Here is a 19394-nt window from a genome sequence, read left to right as displayed (position 1 = left end):
ATGATGACTCAAACCGAAATCAAGCAGCTTGAAATTAAAAGCTCTGAAACGTTAATCGAATCCCTTTATCGCGGTGAAAGCCTAAACCGCACTGATGCAAAAACGTTATTTAGCCGTATCATTCAAGGTGAGATGAATGAAGTCACCATGGCAGGAATGTTAGTCGCCATGAAAATGCGCGGCGAAACCATCGATGAAATATCGGGTGCGGCCGATGCACTTCGTACGGCTGCAAAATCCTTTCCGACGCCGAGTGAATCGACCGTCAGTCAAGGCATTGTCGATATTGTAGGCACTGGTGGCGATGGTCACAACACTATCAATATCTCTACCACGGCGGCGTTTGTTGCCGCGGCGGCTGGAGCTAAGGTGGCTAAACACGGTAACCGCAGCGTATCGAGCAAATCGGGTTCATCAGACTTACTGGCGCAATTTGGTATCGATTTAACCATGGCACCAGAAACGGCACGTGACTGCTTAGACGAGCTAGGACTGTGCTTCTTGTTTGCGCCACACTATCATGGCGGCGTGGCCCACGCGGTGCCTGTGCGTCAGGCACTAAAAACCCGTACTCTATTTAATGTGTTGGGGCCGCTCATTAACCCGTCTCGCCCAGACTTTATGCTGCTTGGTGTGTATAGCCCAGAGCTGGTAGCCCCCATCGCACAAGTCGTAAAAGCACTCGGTATTAAACGCGCCATGGTGGTGCACGGTAGCGGCCTCGATGAAGTCGCGCTTCACGGCGATACCTTAGTGCATGAGCTTAAAGATGGCGCTATCAGCGAGTACCGTATTACTCCAGCCATGCTTGGCGTACCAGAGGCTAAGCTTACTGATTTAGAAGGCGGCGCACCTGAAGAAAATGCTGATTACACCCGCGCCATATTGCAAGGCAAAGGAAAAGCTGCCCATATGAATGCGGTTGCTATCAATGCAGGCTGCGCCCTCTATGTGGCAGGCATTTGCACTGACATCAAATCTGGCACAGCGTTAGCACTCGAGACCATTAACAGCGGCAAAGCCTACAAATTATTGACCCAGCTGGCTAACGCTAGCCAAGCTGGCAAAGGAGCCTAATGTGAGCACGGATTTAAGAGAAGAACCAGCAATAAAAGAAAGCAATGTACTGACTAAAATTGTCGATACTAAGGCGGCACATATCGCCTCACTCAAGCAGCGATTTCCTGAAAAGGACTTATCGCCAAAAGTGTCTGACAGAAGTTTATTTGATGCACTTAAAGCGCCAAATGCAGGTTTTATTCTAGAGTGTAAAAAAGCCAGCCCATCAAAAGGCTTAATTCGGGATGTGTTTGATGTTGATGCTATAGCTGATGTTTATAACCGCTACGCCGCAGGTATTTCAGTATTAACCGACGAGCAGTTCTTCCAAGGCGACATGGACTATATTCCAAGGGTTCGTGCTCGCGTTAGCCAGCCGATTTTGTGTAAAGACTTTTTCGTCGATGAGTACCAAGTCAAATTGGCCGCTCACCAAGGCGCTGACGCAATCTTGTTAATGCTATCGGTACTCGATGACGGCCGTTATCAAGCCCTAGCCACCGAAGCGGCGAAATATCAACTCGATATCTTGACCGAAGTGAGTAATGAAGCAGAACTCACGCGCGCCATTGCGCTTAATGCCAAGATTATCGGCATTAATAACCGTAATCTGCGCGACTTGTCTACCGACCTTGCAACCACAGAGGCGCTGGCGCCGCATATTCCATCCGACAGAGTGGTGATCAGCGAATCTGGTATTTATAACCAAGCTCAAGTTCGCCGTTTAAGCCCGCTAGTGGATGGTTTCTTAGTCGGCAGCTCGTTAATGGCAGAAGATGATTTAGACCTTGCCTGCCGAACACTGACCTTTGGCCATAACAAAGTCTGCGGCCTAACCCGCATGGAAGACATGATAGCAGCCGCAAAGGCTGGTGCCATTTATGGCGGCCTTATCTTTGCTCAAAAATCACCACGCGCGGTAACGCCTGAGCAGGCTAATAAGCTGGTTGCGCAGTTAAAGCAAAGCGGCACTAAACTCAATTTAGTTGGCGTGTTTGTTAATGAAGCGGCCGATGTGATCGCCAAGCTCGCTACTGAACTAAACCTGTTTGCCGTGCAGTTACACGGTAAAGAAACCGCACTCGAAATTGATGCATTAAAAGCAATATTGACCACAAACAATAGCCAGACTCAAATTTGGAAAGCGGTTGCGGTAGATGTGGCAAGTGACAATGAATTAGTTATTCCTGCAGGCGTTGATCGCGTGGTGTTTGACAGTAAATCAGATGGTCAATTTGGCGGTACGGGCCAAGCTTTTGATTGGCAAAAGATGCTACCAAACAAAGAGTCTGCATTACTTGCCGGTGGTTTAAGCCCAGAGAATGCCATTGATGCAGCAAGCCAAGGTTTCTACGGCTTAGATTTTAACTCTGGCCTTGAGCAAAGTCCTGGTATTAAAGACCCAAGCAAAGTAGCAGCGGCATTTAACCAGTTGCGCCAGTACTGATTTTATTAGCAGCTGTAAAAAGCTAGTTTCTAAACCCTATTATCCCCACATGCAAAATCGGCCTGTGGTAAAAAATTAGTCATAAAGGACAAGAATATGAGCAAGTTAAACCCATACTTTGGGGAATACGGTGGTATGTACGTACCGCAAATTTTAATGCCAGCGCTTAAGCAACTAGAAACCGCTTTTATTGAAGCCCAAGAAGACGAGAGCTTTCAGCAGGAGTTTACCGAGCTTTTAAAGAACTATGCCGGTCGTCCAACGGCGTTGACCTTAACGCGCAACTTAAGCCCTAATCCGCTGACTAAGATCTATCTAAAACGTGAAGATTTGCTACACGGCGGCGCCCACAAGACTAACCAAGTATTAGGTCAGGCATTACTGGCTAAACGTATGGGTAAAAAAGAGATCATCGCTGAAACTGGCGCGGGTCAACACGGTGTGGCAACAGCCCTTGCCTGCGCATTGCTAGGCCTTAAGTGTAAGGTGTATATGGGCGCGAAAGACGTTGAACGTCAATCACCAAACGTATTTAGAATGAAGCTAATGGGCGCAGAAGTTATCCCAGTGACCTCTGGCTCGGCCACTTTGAAAGATGCCTGTAACGAAGCGATGCGTGACTGGTCTGGTAGTTATGATAAAGCCCACTACCTACTGGGCACTGCAGCAGGTCCGCACCCATTCCCAACAATTGTACGTGAATTCCAACGTATGATTGGCGAAGAAACTAAGAGTCAAATTCTTGAGCGTGAAGGCCGCCTACCTGATGCGGTTATTGCCTGTGTCGGCGGTGGTTCTAACGCGATTGGTATGTTTGCCGACTTTATTGACGAAGAAGAGGTGGCACTAATTGGTGTTGAGCCTGCAGGAAAAGGCATCGATACTCCAATGCACGGCGCGCCACTAAAGCATGGTAAAACTGGTATTTTCTTTGGTATGAAAGCGCCACTTATGCAAGACAGCGAAGGGCAAATTGAAGAGTCTTACTCTGTATCCGCCGGTCTGGATTTCCCATCTGTTGGGCCGCAGCATGCACACCTTGCCGCAACCGGCCGCGCAACTTACGAGTCAGCCACCGATGATGAAGCGTTAGAAGCTTTCCAATTACTGGCACGATCAGAAGGGATCATCCCCGCACTTGAGTCGGCTCACGCCCTAGCTTATGCGGTAAAACTTGCAAAAGAAGCCACCAAAGAGACCATTTTAGTGGTTAACCTGTCTGGCCGCGGCGACAAAGATATCTTCACGGTTGCGGACATTCTTGAGCAACAAAAAGTTGAGCAACAAGAAGCTGAACAGCAACAAACTAACAATCAGAACAACTAGGAGAGTGGCAATGAGTCAACGTTACCAGGCAGCCTTTGCCGCCCTAAATGAGAAACAGCAAGGCGCATTTGTGCCATTCGTGACCTTAGGCGATCCATCGCCTGAGCTATCACTTAAAATCATCGACACCTTAGTTGAAAACGGTGCCGACGCCCTAGAGCTCGGCTTCCCGTTTTCAGATCCGCTCGCCGATGGCCCGGTTATTCAAGGCGCTAACCTACGCTCTTTAGCTGCTGGCACTACACCGACTCAGTGCTTTGAAATGCTCACGGCTATTCGAGCTAAATATCCTGACTTACCGATTGGCCTACTACTGTACGCCAATTTAGTGTTCGCCAATGGCATCGATACCTTCTACGCCAAATGCCAAGCCGCTGGCGTTGACTCGGTACTGATTGCCGATGTGCCAGTAGAGGAAGCAGCACCATTTATCGAATCGGCAAAAGCCCACGGCGTGTGCCCAATCTTTATCGCGCCGCCAAATGCCGACAGCGAAACATTAAAACAGGTAAGTGAAAAAGGTGAAGGTTATACCTACCTGTTATCTCGCGCTGGTGTGACGGGTACGGAGTCAAAGGCCGGTATGCCAATCAGTGATATTCTAAATCGTCTAAAAGAGTTTAATGGTGCGCCGCCACTACTAGGTTTTGGTATTGCCGAGCCGAGTCAGGTCAAAGCCGCTATCGATGCTGGAGCCGCGGGCGCGATTTCAGGCTCTGCGGTAGTCAAAATTATCGAGGCGAATAAAGACAATGAAGCGGCACTGTTAAGCGCCCTTGCTGAATTTACTCGCAATATGAAAGCGGCAACCGCTCGTTAAAGCACCGCTGCATCTTGCTCTGCTTTAGCTAAGAGTTACAGATATAAAAATAGCGCCTTAAGGCGCTATTTTTGTTTGTGTGCTCGATTTAATAACCGGTTACTTCAGTATCTCACTGTTATTTAAGCATCTCGCTCTTATTTTAACATCTCACTCTTATTTCAACATTTCATTAGCGCGAATAACCTGAGCGCGATAGCCCGTAGCAAACATATCATGGCTATCGATATTGATGCGCACCGCTGGCTTTGTTTCGCCATATCTGTGTTCAACCAGAATCGATTGCACCTTACCTGTAGTGTCATCCATCTTCAGGTTGCCGTAACCACCACCTAAACCAAATAAACCTGCAGAAGCAAAGTAGCTCATCATACTGTCTTTATCTGCTTGGTATTTAACGATAGAAGTCACTGGTGAGTAACCTGCATAACCTAGCTCATCTTTACCGTATTCCCATACTTGCTGAACCGTCATGTTTTGCTCATCAATCTTGTACTCTACAGAGCGAGAGTACTTTTCGTTAGCAAACATCGGCTGACCTAAATCACGGCCATCGCCGTTATCAAACACTGTTAATGTGCCTTTTTCTGGGACTAAATAGGCAGTGTGTGAAGTCCAACTAAAATCAAAATCCTTGTCCTGACATGCGCCCTTCTCGTTACACCAAATTGGCTTGCCATCAGCTGTAATAGGTTTAAGTAGCTTATCTTGAAACTTCTCACTCCAGCCTTTGCTGGCACTTAAGATCCACTTTACTTGCTTGTCGCGGCCGATCTTAATTACAGCCGATTGATGGCGTGAGCTGATAATGATGCTGTCGTCAGTTGGATCATACTCAATAGAGTTAACATGGGCCCAGTTACGACCAGTTGCCACACCGTGTATATCACCGTAAGGCGCTTTGGCTAAATCTTCTTCTGTGGTTTGGTGACCGGCATCGTCAAGGTTGATGTTTAAACAAACCGCGCCCGCATCGAGCGATAGCAGAGCCGCATCACGCATAGGATCTAAAATAGTATTTAAGTCCCAGTAATCCACCAGCTTGCCTGTGTTGTCAACTTCGATAATTTGGTCGCGAATAGTATTGACCAAACGGCCATCTGCTGTGCGGTAATCTTTGGCTGCTGCACGAATAAATATATTACCGTTCGCGCCTTCAATTCCCTCATGAGAGGCGTCAATAAAGTTACCCGGAAGACTATGCTCAGAGATCATCCGCCCCATGATCGACATTTTCTTCCAGCCCTGACCTTGTACCCATACCATGTTGCCGTCTTTAGTGACGTTCATCCCCATGGCATAGCCCGCATTGTCATAGGTTTTGGCATCATGAGTCGTGTAAGGGTTCATATACCAGCGAATATCACCCGCTGTATCGATAATAAAGAAACCCGGTTTGCCATCCCAAGAAAATGCCCCTGGTGCATCTGAATTGTTGTGCATCAGTGGCGCGGCTTTGCCGTCGGCATTGGTCCAGTTTACAAAGTACAGTCTGTCTTTAAAGTCTGCATCAACATGCTCAACTTCAACAAGTGGTGCTTTCGCCCACTGGCTTTCAGAAAATCCCATATCGATATCAGGCGTTAGCATCTTATAATCATGAGACTTTTGTTCACCATTTTCCGTCCACTTCACGGTAAAGGTGTTCATAAATGCAGGGTAAAGGCCAAAAATGGGTACTCCACCCTCGTCCATCACCCGCATATCATCAACTTGGTATGTCAAACTCACGCCATCAGCATCATTGGCATGTACAGTCACTTCAACGCCAGAAATGGTATGACCAGCTAGGGTCACCAAAGCGGTGAGTGGCGCATTTTCATATGGGTTATGAATGATATAACCTAAAGGAGCCCCTTCAACAGGCTTAGGTTTCATGCCATCGATAGAAGCAAAAACTTGGCTGCTACAAAGACTAAGAGATAGGGCTATTGCCGATAGAATTAACGAGGGTTTAGACATTTAATTGATATTCTCAGCGAGTCAAAAACTGAGGCAGATTATAATCAGCAAGTACAATAAAAACTGCCGTCTGATTAACACTATAGCGAGTATATTTCGAGTTTGGATTAGCGATCACGGTTTGTATTTTTAGTTTGATTTAGATGCAACTTTTACGATATTGAAGCATCAATAACACGCCTCTAGTTAATCACTATCGAAAGTCGTTTTTCACGACTTATAAAAGCATTTTAAACCTTGTTGCTCAATATGTTTTCGCCGATGGCGCTTTTCCCCTAAAAGCACCACTATACTTATCGGCAAACCTGTCCTCCCTAGTTAAAATCTCCAGTACAAAGTTCCAGTTTAAACGCTCCAGTTAAAAGCTTCTGTTCGAAGCTTCTGTAAAAAGTTTGCTGATAGTGAATTGACGTTACTTTTTAATGTCTATGACAACAGCATGCTTTTTGAAATACCAAACCGCAACTGGCACTTCAATTACCGCGTACACAATCAATGTAAACCAGAACCAATTCGCACTAAACAAGAGTAAACTGAATTCATATCCAGAGCCCCAATACTTAAGCCCAACCAGTATCATCACAAAGCTTGAGCTTGCGATATCACACAATGAAATCTTGTTGAAATCATTGCCAGCAAGCTTAGGATAAATAGATAAATATCCCAGTAAGACAACCACCAACACTAAGCCTATTATCGACATTTCTGCCATAGCTATCACTCACTCCAAATTGATCTAGTGATAGCAGATAAGCCTGCTATCACCAGCTTTTAAATAGTCACACGCTTGAGCTGCGCATGACTATTAACAATGGCTATTACCAAAGATGATTAACAATGATTAAAAGTCCTTTTCACCTTTTATGATCTCTGGATAACCACAAATCGCTTTAGATGTTTGCATGCCCGCCATGGTAGCTGCTTCAACGCAGCCTGCGTTAATCCCTGTTTTGATCCAGTCACCTGTAACGAACAAATTATCTATGCCGGTACCGTCAGTGTCGATTCGGTATTGAGTGCTACCCTTAACCGACATCACATAACGCTCAGACGGGTCGACATTAGCGCGCCAATATTGACTATCAAACCTAGCCTTGCCTTGTGCCTCACTGTCATCATGTAGCCATTGCCATGGAAAATCCGAGCTCGATTCCCCCTCAGGTGAAGGCACGTTATCCCACAATTTATGGATTTCATTTTCTAGCTGAGAAATCGCTCCCAGTTTAGCTTCTAAGGTTTTTTGCCCTTGGAACCCAAACTCGGTTGCTGGCGGATAATTATCGACGGGTAAGGCCGAGCAGAAATAACTGGCGTTTTTGGGCTGAGCGCCCTGCCAGTCCTCTTTATCAATCAAGTGAGTCAAAGACGCCCATGTATCGAAAGGCTCGGTAAAGCCTGAAAGCACTGGCTCTTCTCCATTGTCTGGGCGAAGCGGCCAACCTATCCCAGTTAAATCTTGATCCATCCATAATTGATACGCCTGAGTGGCAACCGTTTTGACCTTATCGACACTTTGCGATAACGCCTCACTTTGCGCCATGACTTCACTGGCAACATGGGGCACGGAACCAATGGATAAACCGAAAATTACTTTATCGAAATCTTGCCCTTTTACTAAACGTTTCTGTGGCAAAGGCTGATTGAAATGCTGCTGATATACATCATCCCAATTACACCAAAAATGCTCTAGATTAATATTATTATCTTGTAGAAGCTGAGCCTGCTGTGGATCAAGCTGCTCATAGTTAGGCACACTTGGCCAGCAATCTAAGCCTTTGACATCGACAAAAGGGTTATAGTCTTGGCACTCTGGTTTTAAGGCAACTTGCTCCGTAATTTCAATCGCTTCAATGCTTGAATTATTGCAGACAAGCTTGTCTACTTTATTAAAGAAGTGGAAGTTAACCCCACGGCGTTTCAGTACCTCATAGTAAGGCGTAAATACCGTATCCCCCATCCCGGCTTGCATCTCCCACATCACGCCTCCTTGGTAACAAAAAGCAATACGTAACATGGACCGAATAATGGTACCCGCCTCGAGGTTAGGCTTATCGAAGTTGCCCTGCTCGTAGGCAAAAACTAAATCATAAAAACCGCGTACCGGCGCGGAGTCGACAGTGAAATCTTGATTTGCGCCATGCTTGGTTAGCCATTCGCGGTAATCATAGTCATTGATTACATCGAAGCCGTGCTTAAACACATCATCGGCAAACATACCTTTGAGTATGGTCAAACCTAGATCTGCTGCAATATACAAGCGTCTAAGCTCATCATTGCTTTCGAGCCTGTCGACAAAACGTTCCTCTAGACGCGCTCTAAATGCATCGACAGCGGATTCGACAAAGCCACCTTCATCCTCAGTATCGTGATGATGCTCCAAGCAATCGCGGCCAATCATCTGATTAAAGTGACACTCCAACTTGTCTGCCAGTGCAGTTACACTTTCTTTTGCATCGTCGATTGAGTCTTCAATCTTGTCGTTAAGCTCGGCGAACCACTCTTTACTAAACCAATGCACGGGACGAGCCGACTCTTTGGCCTCGTTATCGATGGCATCGAGTAGATCGTCCATCTCAGTCAACCAATGACGGATCCAGCTAAATGCCGCTTTCACCACTTTCCAAAGCGTTAACACTTGGGTGCTATCTCCCGGCAAGCCACTGCGCTCAGGAAATTGAATTGGCCAGCTATCAGAATCACCACCAACATTCTCTTGTAACACAATAAAATTATGGGGTTTAAAGGCATCAAGGAATGTGGCCAAAGGGGCGCCTTTCGGTCGGCCTAGCTCTTCATAGGCTTGGCGCATCAAGCTAAAGGCATTTTGATAGAAACCAAACCAGATATGCAGTCCGTGCTCCTCGATCCGCTGACCAATTTCGGCATTTCGACCACTTGCACCTTTGCCTCCTATGCGCCAGCCCATTTGGTAAATATCGATTTCGTAGCGGTTTTGCCAACCGGGCTGCTCAGTCAGGCACATCGCGGCGGTGATGGCCGAGACGCCGCCGCCCAAAATGGCAATCTTCTCTTTTTTAACTATTGAGTTATCGACCAGTACCTCGCCCTGAGGCACCTCAAAGTCAAAATTCACATGATAGGGTAGCAAGACATTTTGCTCGCCTAACTCAACCCCTAACGACTCTTTGAAAGGGAAAGAGTCGTTATCGAAAATCGTTGCCAGCAAATCATTTTCAAGCAGTGACACTGAGTGCACTTTATTAATTTTTGCAGGTGAAGCCGTTATCGCCTGATATACGGCTTTGTCTCCCGATCCATCGGGAAGTTGCTTTAAAAATACTTGATCGATTGCAGGCTTAAATAGCAGACTATAGAGCTGTTCCTCGCCGAGTTTGTCCAGTTCAGGGATAAAGTCTGTCTGCTCTTTAAAGAGTTGCCCAGTCTGAGTAATCGCCTCTATCGTTGACAATTGCTGTTCATCTTTAGCGTTACAATCCACAGTTAATAGAGGATGCATAGCTAACTCTGTTTCAGGGGAGAAATGCTTAAAACTTTTGGCTGATAGGCTCAACTTCGTTAGTGGCTCTCCCGCCTCTGGCATCTCATACTCACACATGTATTTAGGGTAACCAAACAGCTCTCGGCCATTGATTAATGCCATAGCGTCATTGACGAAGATATGCAGTGGATGAAAATACACATGACTAATATCATCACTGTCACTGCTATTTTGCTGCCCTACCATCACCCAAGTGACAATATCCGTTTCTTGGATCCAGCCTTTGGCTCTATCTTGTGGATTTTCGGAATAGGCCTTATCGACCCGAGTAAAACTGGTCAATACATAAGGTGATAACACCTTAAAATACATAGAGCTTCCTGCGACTTGATTAAGGCAGGTATCAATGGATCTTTGTAAGTTTTCCAGCTTTCCTTTTAAGAAAAAGCCATACATATCGGCTTTACTGAGCACTAACGGTGAGTGCATTAACATAGAACCTGGTGGATAAATAAAATTGGGGTGCAGTGCTTCCATTGCTTACTTCCTGTAAATTCCAAAACATATCTAAAACGCATGTTAAAAATGTGTGGGGCATATAATAAGCAATTAAAACATGGATAAAGAATCAACACACCATCATTTTTTTTCGCTGAAAAGTTGTCAGAAAAAGCTTGAGAGTAAAAAAACACATAAAAAAAACGCAGCCTGTAGGCTGCGTTTTATGGGGCTCTCATTCGAACCTAAGGCTAGTCACCAGAGTCATCTAGTAAAATGTTCTCTGGCTCAACACCTAGACTTTCGAGCATAGCGATAACTGACGAGTTCATCATTGATGTAGGGCCGCACATTGATATAGGCTTACATCAGTATTATCCAGTCATGCTAAGGCTAGTCACCAAAGTCATCGAGTAAAATGTTCTCTGGCTCGACGCCTAAGCTTTCTAGCAAGGCGATAACCGACGAGTTCATCATTGATGTAGGGCCGCACATTGATATAGCCCTACATCATTTCCCTATCATTCAGTAATACTAGTCACCAAAGTCATCTAATAGGATGTTCTCTGGCTCTACACCAAGGCTTTCGAGCATCGCAATAACTGACGAGTTCATCATTGATGTAGGGCCGCACATTGATATAACCCTACATCTGTATTATCCAGTCATGCTAAAGGCTAGTCACCAAAGTCATCTAGTAATATGTTCTCTGGCTCTACTCCAAGGCTTTCGAGCATCGCAATAACTGACGAGTTCATGATTGGAGGGCCACACATATAGAACTCACAATCTTCCGGTGCTTTGTGATTTTTAAGATAATTCTCATAAAGCACGTTATGGATAAAGCCCGTGTAACCCGTCCAGTTATCTTCTGGTAATGGATCTGACAATGCCACATGCCAAACAAAATTATCGTTCTCTGCCGCTAAGGTATCGAAATCATCTTGATAGAAGACTTCACGGGTTGAGCGCGCGCCATACCAGAAGCTCATCTTACGCTTGGTTTTAACACCTTTAAGCTGATTGAAGATATGTGAGCGCATTGGCGCCATACCCGCACCACCACCAATAAATACCATTTCAGCGTCAGTTTCTTTAACGAAGAACTCACCAAATGGACCAGAGATAGTGACTTTATCACCCGCTTTTAGATTGAAAATGTACGATGACATCTTACCTGGAGCGATATTGTCGCTTGGCGGCGTAGCAATACGCACGTTAAGCATGATGCGGCCTTTCTCATCTGGGTAGTTCGCCATTGAGTATGCGCGCAGCACATCTTCGTCAACTTTTGACACTAGCTTGAATAGGTCGTATTTTTCCCAGTCATCACGATACTCGGCTGGGATATCAAAATCCGCATACTTCACTTCGTGAGCCGGTGCTTCAATTTGAATATAGCCGCCCGCTTTAAACAGCACGTCTTCGCCTTCAGGCAATTTAAGCAGTAACTCTTTAATAAAAGTCGCTTGGTTATTATTTGAAATAACCTCACACTGCCATTTCTTTACGCCGAAGATCTCTTCTTCAACTTCCAGTTCCATATCGGTTTTAACCGATACCTGACACGCTAAGCGACAACCTTCTTTGGCTTCTTTCTTATTAATATGGTCACGTTCTGTGGCTAAAATTTCACCGCCGCCAGATTTAACTTTTACGCGGCATTGACCACATGTACCACCGCCACCACAGGCCGATGGGATAAAGATATTCTTGCCCGCTAACGCGCCTAATAATTTATCACCCGCTTGGGTCGAAATACTCTTATCTGGATCGTCGTTAATACGAATATTAACGTCACCCGTAGAAACCAGTTTGCTCTTGGCGAATAAAATCACCATAACCAATATGCTGACCACGAAGGTGAACATACCGATACCAATTGCCATTTCCATCGAATCTACCTTTTGTTTAATTCGTTTTCATTAAGGGGTTTATGCGAAATCGCCCTTAAATAGAAATTCCGGAGAAAGCCATAAAGCCTAACGCCATCAAGCCTGTGGTAATAAACACAATACCTATACCTTGCAAACCTTGTGGAATTGCATGGAACTTCATGCGCTCGCGCAGACCCGCTAGCATCACAATCGCCATTGCCCAACCAAAACCTGATCCCATAGCAAATACCGTTGATTCGGCAAGGTTGTAATCACGGTTCGCCATAAAGATAACCCCAGCGAAAATCGCACAGTTGACCGTTAGCAGCGGTAGGAAAATACCTAACGAGTCATATAGAGCTGGGATGTACTTGTCTAAGAACATCTCTAATATCTGCACTAACGCAGCAATAACACCGATAAAGGTGATGAGCTGCAAATAGCTTAGATCCAGCGCAGGATACCCAGCCCAAGCAAGTGCACCAGGCGCTAACACATTGGCATAGATCAACTGGTTAAGAGGCACCGCTAAGGTCATGACCACGATCACGGCAATACCTAGGCCAAAAGAAGTCGAGACCTTTTTAGATACAGCCAAGAAGGTACACATGCCCATAAAGAATGACAGTGCCATGTTGTCGATAAACGCAGCTTGTATAAACAGATTTATATAGTGTTCCATAAAGCCTCTTAACCTCGCTTGCGTTGAATGACGTTAATTGACCAGATCATCAGGCCAATTAAGAAGAACGCACTCGGTGGTAACTTGAACATCTCGTTCGTTAAGTACCAACCGCCATTTTCCACAGTCTGTAAGATCTCATGGCCAAACAGTGTGCCGCTACCCAATAACTCACGAACAAATGCCACGCCCAGTAAGATCACGCCATATCCAATGGCATTACCAAACGCATCCACCACTGCTAAGTGCGGCGGATTCTTCATGGCAAAGGCTTCTGCACGGCCCATGATGATACAGTTGGTGATGATCAGACCGACAAATACTGATAACTGACGCGACAGTTCATAGGCCACGTCTTGCAACACCATATCCACCACTATCACCAAAGATGCAATCACCGTCATCTGAGCGATAATACGTACGCTGTTTGGAATGAGTGAACGTATACTTGAGATAATCAGGTTTGAAAACACCAATACAAAAGTCACGGCTAACGTCATCACCAATGCAGTCTGCATCGAGTTACTGACCGCTAACGCTGAGCAGACACCCAAAACTTGCATGGCCACTGGGTTATTAGTGAAAATTGGCCCAATTAACATTTCACGAGTCGAAATAGATTGAGTACTCATCCTTTATACCTCCGACGCTTTTAATTTTTTAAAGAAAGCTTCGAAACCTTCGCTACCAAACCAGAACTGAATCGACCTTTGTACGCCGCGCCCTGTCATGGTTGCGCCGCTCACCGCATCAATACCGTGAACATCGCCCTCTTTTGCGCCGCCTTTAACGACTTTGAAAGAGACTTTACCCTTCTCATCGAAGATCTGCTTGTTACGCCATTGGTTTGTCCACTCAGTATCGTTAAGGAAGTCACCGATCCCTGGCGTTTCACCATGTTCATAAAACACCACATTTTCGATGGTATTTAGATCAGGCTTAACCGCGATAAAACCATAAACCATCGACCACAAACCTTTGCCATAAATCGGCAACACAACACTGGTTAACTTGCCGCTGTCATCAAAGACTTTAAACACACGAACTTGATTCGCGCGGGTTTTGATCTTGGCTTTGTCTTGCTTCTTCTCAAGCTTAATCGATGTTTCAGGATTGATAGACGCCATACGTGGGTCATAGTCCATCACATTGACACCGCTAGTATCAACGTCACCACTATCGAGTGACACCAACAGTGGCTTAACGTCTTTAGCAAACAAGGCTCTGAAGTCTTTATCGCCGCTTAGATCGACATCCGCCGCGATTAACACATTGCGCATCAACTCATCGCGCTTCTTCACTAACTTGCGCTCTTTGAGTACTTCAGCCGTACCTGTGATCATAAATGAGCACAGTAGACATAGGGTCACAGTAAAAATCATGGTGCCCATAAAAGAATCTTTCTTAAGTGCCATTACGCTTTCTTCTCCGTATTGACCTGACGACTCGCACACTTTGGCGTTCGATAGATGATGTACTCAAATATCGCTTCCCAAATATTGGCAATTAACATCACTGGCAATGCTGAAAATGAAGCGCTGCCTCTATGCATCGAATTAGCTCTAAAGTCCATGACGTTTAAGCCTCCTCTTGATGTTTGCCTTGGCTACCAGATAGTCGAAAATGGGTGCCCAAAGGTTAGCGAACAAGATAGCAAGCATGATGCCTTCTGGCATTTTCGGGTTAACCACACGAATAAGCACAGTCATAAAGCCAATCAGCAGACCGTAAGCCACTTTACCTTTGCGGGTGTATGAGGTGGTCACCGGATCGGTGGCCATAAACATCATACCTAGGGCAAAACCACCTGTGACCAAGTGCCATGTCCAAGGCATAGCAAATAATTCATTCTTGCTTGAACCGATAACGTTGAACATGGTAGCGGTTAAGATCATGCCAAAAAGCACGCCAGCCACGATACGCCAATCTGCCAAACGAGTCAGAATAAGGAAGCCACCACCAATCAATAATGCCAGAGTGCTAGTTTCACCAATTGCGCCAACGGTAAAACCAAAGAAGGCATTCCACCAGTTAGGGTCGCTAAAGGCATCAAACCAAGCATAATCAGCAAAGCTCAGCTTACCCGCTGCAGTCTGCATCAGGGTGGTTGCACCAGAGAAACCGTCAACCGCTACCAGCTGACTTACCGCGGTGACTTGCGATGGATAGGCAAAATAGATAAACGCCAAGCCAGCAAGCGCAGGGTTTAAGAAGTTGTAGCCCATGCCACCGAAGACTTCTTTCGCCATGATCACGCCAAAGGTGATACCCATAGCCACTAACCAAAGTGGAGTAGACACTGGCAAAATCAAGGTAAACAGTAACGCAGTAACGAAGAAGCCCTCATGAAGCTCCTGGCCACGCACTTTGGCAAACACCATTTCCCAAAATAAACTAACAGCTAATGCCGTTAGGTAGATAGGTGCATAAAAGCTCAGACCATAAAGGAATAAGCCAATAAAGCCTGTTTGATCACTAAGGCCGCCAAAGACAAAGTTAAAAATGGCTAATTGCCAAACATCTGCCGTTGCTAGGCCTGAAGCCACTGCTATCTGCGCTTGTAGACCAATGTTGTACATACCAAATAAAATCGCAGGCAATAAACACAAGCCCACAATTGTCATGGTACGTTTTACATCGATCGCATCACGAATATGAACTTTGCCTTGGGTACTGCGTCCGTGAGCAATCAGTAGAGAACTTAAATAGCCCTTAACTGAATTACCCGGCGCATAATAATCCTCTTGGATATCAGGCTTTTTATCTTGCTGACTCATTACCCTTCCCTCTCAATAATCTCTAAACAAGCACGTAGTTCTTTACCGAAATCGTACTTGCCAGGGCACACGAATGTACACAATGCTAAATCTTCTTCATCAAGCTCTAACGCACCGAGCTGCTGCGCTTCATCAGTGTCACGTACCACTAAGTCTCTGACTAAGAGAGTCGGTAAGATGTCCAGTGGCATCACGCGGTCGAGCTGACCAAATGCCATCATGGCGCGCGCTGAACCACCAGTGTGAGTGGTGAAATCAAATAGCTGTTTAGCATCTTTTAAACGAGACGTTACCGCGCGGGTAATGGAGAATTTCTTTGAGCCGCCACGTACCCAAGGTAATAGATGATGCTTAGCATCTTCTTGCAATACGCTGATTTGATTATGGAAACGACCAAGGAAATCAAGCGGTCCAGTTGCTGTATGACCAGACAACAAAGAGCCCGAAACGACCCGAGAGAAGCCTTCTTTTAGCTCGCCAACGGTCACTTCTGATAGCTTTGAACCTGCTTGAATACGCACAAGACGCGGATTAACCACATCAGGGCCAGCCAGTGCCACGATACGGTCGCTATAAATCTCGCCCGTTAGGAATAGCTTGCCGTAGGCGATTACGTCTTGATAACCAAGGTGCCACACAGGGCGCTCAAGGCTTGCAGGTAAAACGAAATGGATGTGAGTTCCAACTATGCCAGCAGGATGCACACCGGCAAAGTAGTGATTACTGACTTTAGGTAAGTCGTTACCAGGTAGTGGCTCGCCTTGCTCTTGGCATAGGTGAACCTTGCCATCGGTAAGCAGACTCAATACCTGTAAACCGGCCGCAAAGGCTTCAGTCTGTTCAGCAATCACCAGTCTAGGTTCTGCGGCCAATGGATTACTATCCATTGCGCTAACGAAAATACCGGCTGGGCTGCTATCTAATTGAGGAACTTTCGAGAAAGGACGGGTGCGCAGTGCGGTCCACAAACCACTCTCTACGAGTTTATCTTGTACGGCTTGACGATTTAAAGACGCGATATCTTTGCATGGCGTGAAATGCTTTGCTTCGGCACCATTACATTCAATAACGATTGATTGGAAAAGTCTGCGTTCGCCTCGGTTAATAGCAATAACTTTACCGCTCGCGGGAGCAGTATAGATGACACCAGGAGTCTTCTTATCTTCAAAAAGCGCTTGGCCCTTTTGAACACACTCTCCCACCTCAACCAACATAGTTGGTTTTAAGCCAACATATTCCTCTCCGAGCAAAGCAACATGAGACGTTTTAGGTCCATCATGGATCACTTGAGAAGGCTCACCGGCTATGGGCACATCTAGGCCCTTTTTTATCGTTATCACTTGGTTTGAGTAACCTGCCATCACTAAAATCAACCGTTAAAATTTTGGATGCTCAATAGTAAATGTTTGTTAACTAATATTCCGAGTTTGAGTTCACACTTTCCTGCCAAAGTTGTAAGTTACCTACAAAAAACACCAACATACGGCTATATTTCGTGATGCAGATTCAAAATCATAGCGTAAATAAGCATTTATGTAGTTTTATCACGTAAATGACTTTTGCCGCGCCCTCCAACCCTCAACACCAGGGCAACAGTCAGTCAAAATTAAAGCCTATTAAAATTAAACACTTGAAACCAAAGAACCAAAGATGCCCAAGTCTAAAGGCAATTAAAACAAGTTAACAACCAAACCAACAACTTGTAATATTACACAAATAAAAAAACACAAACAGAAACGTGAACCATAGCCATTATCAAGATAAAAATTCATGATCCTTTCCCAATCAAATTTACAAAATTTGGCACTTTGTTGTCGTAACGACTAACTACTCCCCCCAGTTTTAAATCAATCATGACTTGCATTATTGAGTCACTTTAAAGTGCCAAGTAGTTCAACAATTCAATCTAAACGACAATCTCAGCATCAATGCAGCTAAAGCTGCACTAAACTTAACCATAAGGCTGAATATTGGTTACTTATTTTGCTATCAAACAGACTGCCCGCCTATATATCATTACTCTTGGTTACAGCTTTACTGCAACTGCTATTTTGTTGCGCCGAAAGCTACGCCAGTACAGCTCAAGAGCCAAGCATTGAAACTCGGCCGCAAGTATTGGTCTTGGAGTTTGAGGGGGCCATAGGCCCTGCAACCAGCGAATACTTAACCCACGGTATCGAGCAGGCAAACGCAAGCGCAGCACTAGGAAATGGCGAAATAGAACTCATTGTTATCGTGATGGATACGCCTGGTGGCCTTGTTTCCAGCCTAAGAGATATCAATCAAACCATTTTAAACTCCTCTATTCCCATCGCCTGTTTAGTCGCGCCTCCCGGCGCAAGAGCCGCGAGCGCGGGCACCTATATTCTATACGCATGTCATATCGCTGCCATGGCAGATGCCACCACCTTAGGCGCGGCAACGCCCGTCAGCATTGGCCCTGGAAGTGCCCCAACACCGGCACCAAAACCAGATCAAAAAGATGATGAAGAGCCAGCTCCCGCCACACCCAGTGCCATGGAGAAGAAAATCCTCAACGATGCAATCGCCTATATACGTGCACTTGCACAGCTTCGCGGCCGTAATGAGCAATGGGCGGAACTCGCCGTAAAAGAAGCGGCGACCCTCACCGCAAAAGAGGCCCTCGAAATGAATGTCATTAATCTCATCAGCCCTGATGCGCCGCGGCTAGTCGCCGAGCTTACAGGCTGGCAAGTTGAGATAGAAAATCGACAACTGACATTGGCATTAGACAATGCAGAACTACATTATTTAAAACCCGATTGGCGTAACCGTATTATCTCCACCATAACCAACCCCAATGTGGCTTACATTTTAATGTTAATCGGAATTTACGGCATCTTACTGGAGTTCTATAGCCCAGGTATTGGAATTGCAGGGATCACAGGTGCCATTAGCTTACTGGTTGCTTTATATGCGTTTCAGATGTTGCCGGTTAGCTATGCAGGGCTGGGGCTTTTACTGCTGGGACTGGCGTTGATCACTATCGAATCTTTTGCCCCCAGCTTTGGCATATTCGGCATTGGAGGTATTGCTGCCTTTGCCATCGGCTCGCTGTTTTTACTCGATACCGAAACCGATCACTTTGCCCTTTCTCTGCCACTCGTCGCCGCGGTATCGGTCGCTGTCGCCTTAATGTCGTTATTAGTGCTTGGCACATTATGGCGAAATCGAAAATCGCCCATCGTCAGTGGTGATGGTCAGATAGTGGGCCAAACTGCAATTGTAGTCGATGACTTTACGCCCTCAACTGAAGAGGTGAAGGTGCTAATGAGCAGCGCTTTTAACGACCGACACCTTAGTCATAACGGCTTTGTGTTGCTCCATGGAGAAGTCTGGGCGGCAAGCTCAGACTCAGCACTTAAAAAAGCGCAGCAAGTGACGGTTATTGTACGTCACGACCTTTCATTGGAGGTCGAACTGACTCCAGTTTCTAATCAAGAAGCACTAAATAGCTAAGGAACC

Annotated in this window: 15 protein-coding genes; 5 read left to right on the top strand and 10 right to left on the bottom strand. The window is 45.8% G+C overall.

Annotated elements, in window-relative coordinates:
* From trpD to trpA, 4 genes are all read left to right on the top strand, one after another.
* Complete coding sequence (trpD, locus tag SPEA_RS08360) at nucleotides 1–1077, top strand: anthranilate phosphoribosyltransferase (protein WP_012154837.1); 1077 nt, start codon at nucleotides 1–3, stop codon at nucleotides 1075–1077.
* Between the two features lies 1 nt (nucleotide 1078).
* Nucleotides 1079–2506, top strand: a complete 1428-nt coding sequence (gene trpCF / locus SPEA_RS08355) for a bifunctional indole-3-glycerol-phosphate synthase TrpC/phosphoribosylanthranilate isomerase TrpF (protein WP_012154836.1) — start codon at nucleotides 1079–1081, stop codon at nucleotides 2504–2506.
* 96 nt (nucleotides 2507–2602) lie between these two features.
* Entirely contained in the window at nucleotides 2603–3832 is a 1230-nt protein-coding gene (trpB, locus tag SPEA_RS08350; RefSeq protein WP_012154835.1) for a tryptophan synthase subunit beta, read from the top strand.
* 10 nt (nucleotides 3833–3842) lie between these two features.
* A complete protein-coding gene (trpA, locus tag SPEA_RS08345) occupies nucleotides 3843–4652 on the top strand; it encodes a tryptophan synthase subunit alpha (RefSeq protein WP_012154834.1) in 810 nt (269 codons plus the stop codon).
* 156 nt (nucleotides 4653–4808) lie between these two features.
* On the opposite strand, the gene SPEA_RS08340 is transcribed toward trpA, so the two are convergent.
* From SPEA_RS08340 to SPEA_RS08300, 10 genes are all read right to left on the bottom strand, one after another.
* The gene (locus SPEA_RS08340; protein ID WP_012154833.1) at nucleotides 4809–6614 is read right to left on the bottom strand and encodes an aryl-sulfate sulfotransferase; all 1806 of its coding nucleotides are present in this window, start codon (nucleotides 6612–6614) and stop codon (nucleotides 4809–4811) included.
* 412 nt (nucleotides 6615–7026) lie between these two features.
* The gene (locus SPEA_RS08335; RefSeq protein ID WP_041410890.1) at nucleotides 7027–7326 is read right to left on the bottom strand and encodes a hypothetical protein; all 300 of its coding nucleotides are present in this window, start codon (nucleotides 7324–7326) and stop codon (nucleotides 7027–7029) included.
* Between the two features lie 129 nt (nucleotides 7327–7455).
* Nucleotides 7456–10611, bottom strand: coding sequence for an NAD(P)-binding protein (locus SPEA_RS08330; protein WP_012154831.1), 3156 nt, complete (start codon nucleotides 10609–10611; stop codon nucleotides 7456–7458).
* A 638-nt stretch (nucleotides 10612–11249) separates the two neighbouring features.
* On the bottom strand, nucleotides 11250–12467 hold the full coding sequence (gene nqrF / locus SPEA_RS08325; protein ID WP_012154827.1) for an NADH:ubiquinone reductase (Na(+)-transporting) subunit F: 1218 nt from the start codon (nucleotides 12465–12467) through the stop codon (nucleotides 11250–11252).
* Nucleotides 12468–12522: 55 nt separating this feature from the next.
* Nucleotides 12523–13131 (bottom strand): NADH:ubiquinone reductase (Na(+)-transporting) subunit E, encoded by a 609-nt coding sequence (gene nqrE, locus SPEA_RS08320; protein WP_012154826.1) that lies wholly within the window; start codon nucleotides 13129–13131, stop codon nucleotides 12523–12525.
* Nucleotides 13132–13139: 8 nt separating this feature from the next.
* Nucleotides 13140–13763, bottom strand: a complete 624-nt coding sequence (locus SPEA_RS08315; protein WP_012154825.1) for an NADH:ubiquinone reductase (Na(+)-transporting) subunit D — start codon at nucleotides 13761–13763, stop codon at nucleotides 13140–13142.
* Between the two features lie 3 nt (nucleotides 13764–13766).
* On the bottom strand, nucleotides 13767–14546 hold the full coding sequence (locus tag SPEA_RS08310; protein ID WP_012154824.1) for a Na(+)-translocating NADH-quinone reductase subunit C: 780 nt from the start codon (nucleotides 14544–14546) through the stop codon (nucleotides 13767–13769).
* A complete protein-coding gene (locus SPEA_RS23250; protein WP_190272097.1) occupies nucleotides 14546–14704 on the bottom strand; it encodes a hypothetical protein in 159 nt (52 codons plus the stop codon). The genes SPEA_RS08310 and SPEA_RS23250 overlap by 1 nt, the downstream gene beginning before the upstream one ends.
* The gene (locus tag SPEA_RS08305; protein ID WP_012154823.1) at nucleotides 14694–15908 is read right to left on the bottom strand and encodes an NADH:ubiquinone reductase (Na(+)-transporting) subunit B; all 1215 of its coding nucleotides are present in this window, start codon (nucleotides 15906–15908) and stop codon (nucleotides 14694–14696) included. Before SPEA_RS08305 ends, SPEA_RS23250 begins: the two co-directional genes overlap by 11 nt.
* Nucleotides 15908–17269 carry a Na(+)-translocating NADH-quinone reductase subunit A gene (locus SPEA_RS08300; protein WP_012154822.1) on the bottom strand — a complete coding sequence of 454 codons (1362 nt, stop codon included), beginning with the start codon at nucleotides 17267–17269 and terminating at the stop codon, nucleotides 15908–15910. The genes SPEA_RS08305 and SPEA_RS08300 overlap by 1 nt, the downstream gene beginning before the upstream one ends.
* A gap of 622 nt (nucleotides 17270–17891) precedes the next feature.
* On the opposite strand from SPEA_RS08300, the gene SPEA_RS08295 reads away from it, so the two are divergent.
* Nucleotides 17892–19388 carry an NfeD family protein gene (locus SPEA_RS08295; RefSeq protein ID WP_012154821.1) on the top strand — a complete coding sequence of 499 codons (1497 nt, stop codon included), beginning with the start codon at nucleotides 17892–17894 and terminating at the stop codon, nucleotides 19386–19388.
* The last annotated feature ends 6 nt before the right edge of the window (nucleotides 19389–19394 follow it).

Source organism: Shewanella pealeana ATCC 700345, assembly GCF_000018285.1.
Classification (GTDB): Bacteria; Pseudomonadota; Gammaproteobacteria; order Enterobacterales; family Shewanellaceae; genus Shewanella; species Shewanella pealeana.
The sequence above is the reverse complement of the archived record's forward strand: the minus strand, read 5'-3'. Positions and strand labels throughout refer to the sequence as shown.

Bases quoted from the DNA above. Each gene is read 5' to 3' on its own strand.
- SPEA_RS08310 (WP_012154824.1), bottom strand. From the start codon at position 14,546: ATGGCACTTAAGAAAGATTCTTTTATGGGCACCATGATTTTTACTGTG.
- SPEA_RS08330 (WP_012154831.1), bottom strand. From the start codon at position 10,611: ATGGAAGCACTGCACCCCAATTTTATTTATCCACCAGGTTCTATGTTA.
- SPEA_RS08315 (WP_012154825.1), bottom strand. From the start codon at position 13,763: ATGAGTACTCAATCTATTTCGACTCGTGAAATGTTAATTGGGCCAATT.
- SPEA_RS08305 (WP_012154823.1), bottom strand. From the start codon at position 15,908: ATGAGTCAGCAAGATAAAAAGCCTGATATCCAAGAGGATTATTATGCG.
- nqrF (WP_012154827.1), bottom strand. From the start codon at position 12,467: ATGGAAATGGCAATTGGTATCGGTATGTTCACCTTCGTGGTCAGCATA.
- SPEA_RS23250 (WP_190272097.1), bottom strand. From the start codon at position 14,704: ATGGACTTTAGAGCTAATTCGATGCATAGAGGCAGCGCTTCATTTTCA.
- nqrE (WP_012154826.1), bottom strand. From the start codon at position 13,131: ATGGAACACTATATAAATCTGTTTATACAAGCTGCGTTTATCGACAAC.
- trpD (WP_012154837.1), top strand. From the start codon at position 1: ATGATGACTCAAACCGAAATCAAGCAGCTTGAAATTAAAAGCTCTGAA.
- SPEA_RS08335 (WP_041410890.1), bottom strand. From the start codon at position 7,326: ATGGCAGAAATGTCGATAATAGGCTTAGTGTTGGTGGTTGTCTTACTG.
- trpA (WP_012154834.1), top strand. From the start codon at position 3,843: ATGAGTCAACGTTACCAGGCAGCCTTTGCCGCCCTAAATGAGAAACAG.
- SPEA_RS08340 (WP_012154833.1), bottom strand. From the start codon at position 6,614: ATGTCTAAACCCTCGTTAATTCTATCGGCAATAGCCCTATCTCTTAGT.
- SPEA_RS08300 (WP_012154822.1), bottom strand. From the start codon at position 17,269: ATGGCAGGTTACTCAAACCAAGTGATAACGATAAAAAAGGGCCTAGAT.
- trpB (WP_012154835.1), top strand. From the start codon at position 2,603: ATGAGCAAGTTAAACCCATACTTTGGGGAATACGGTGGTATGTACGTA.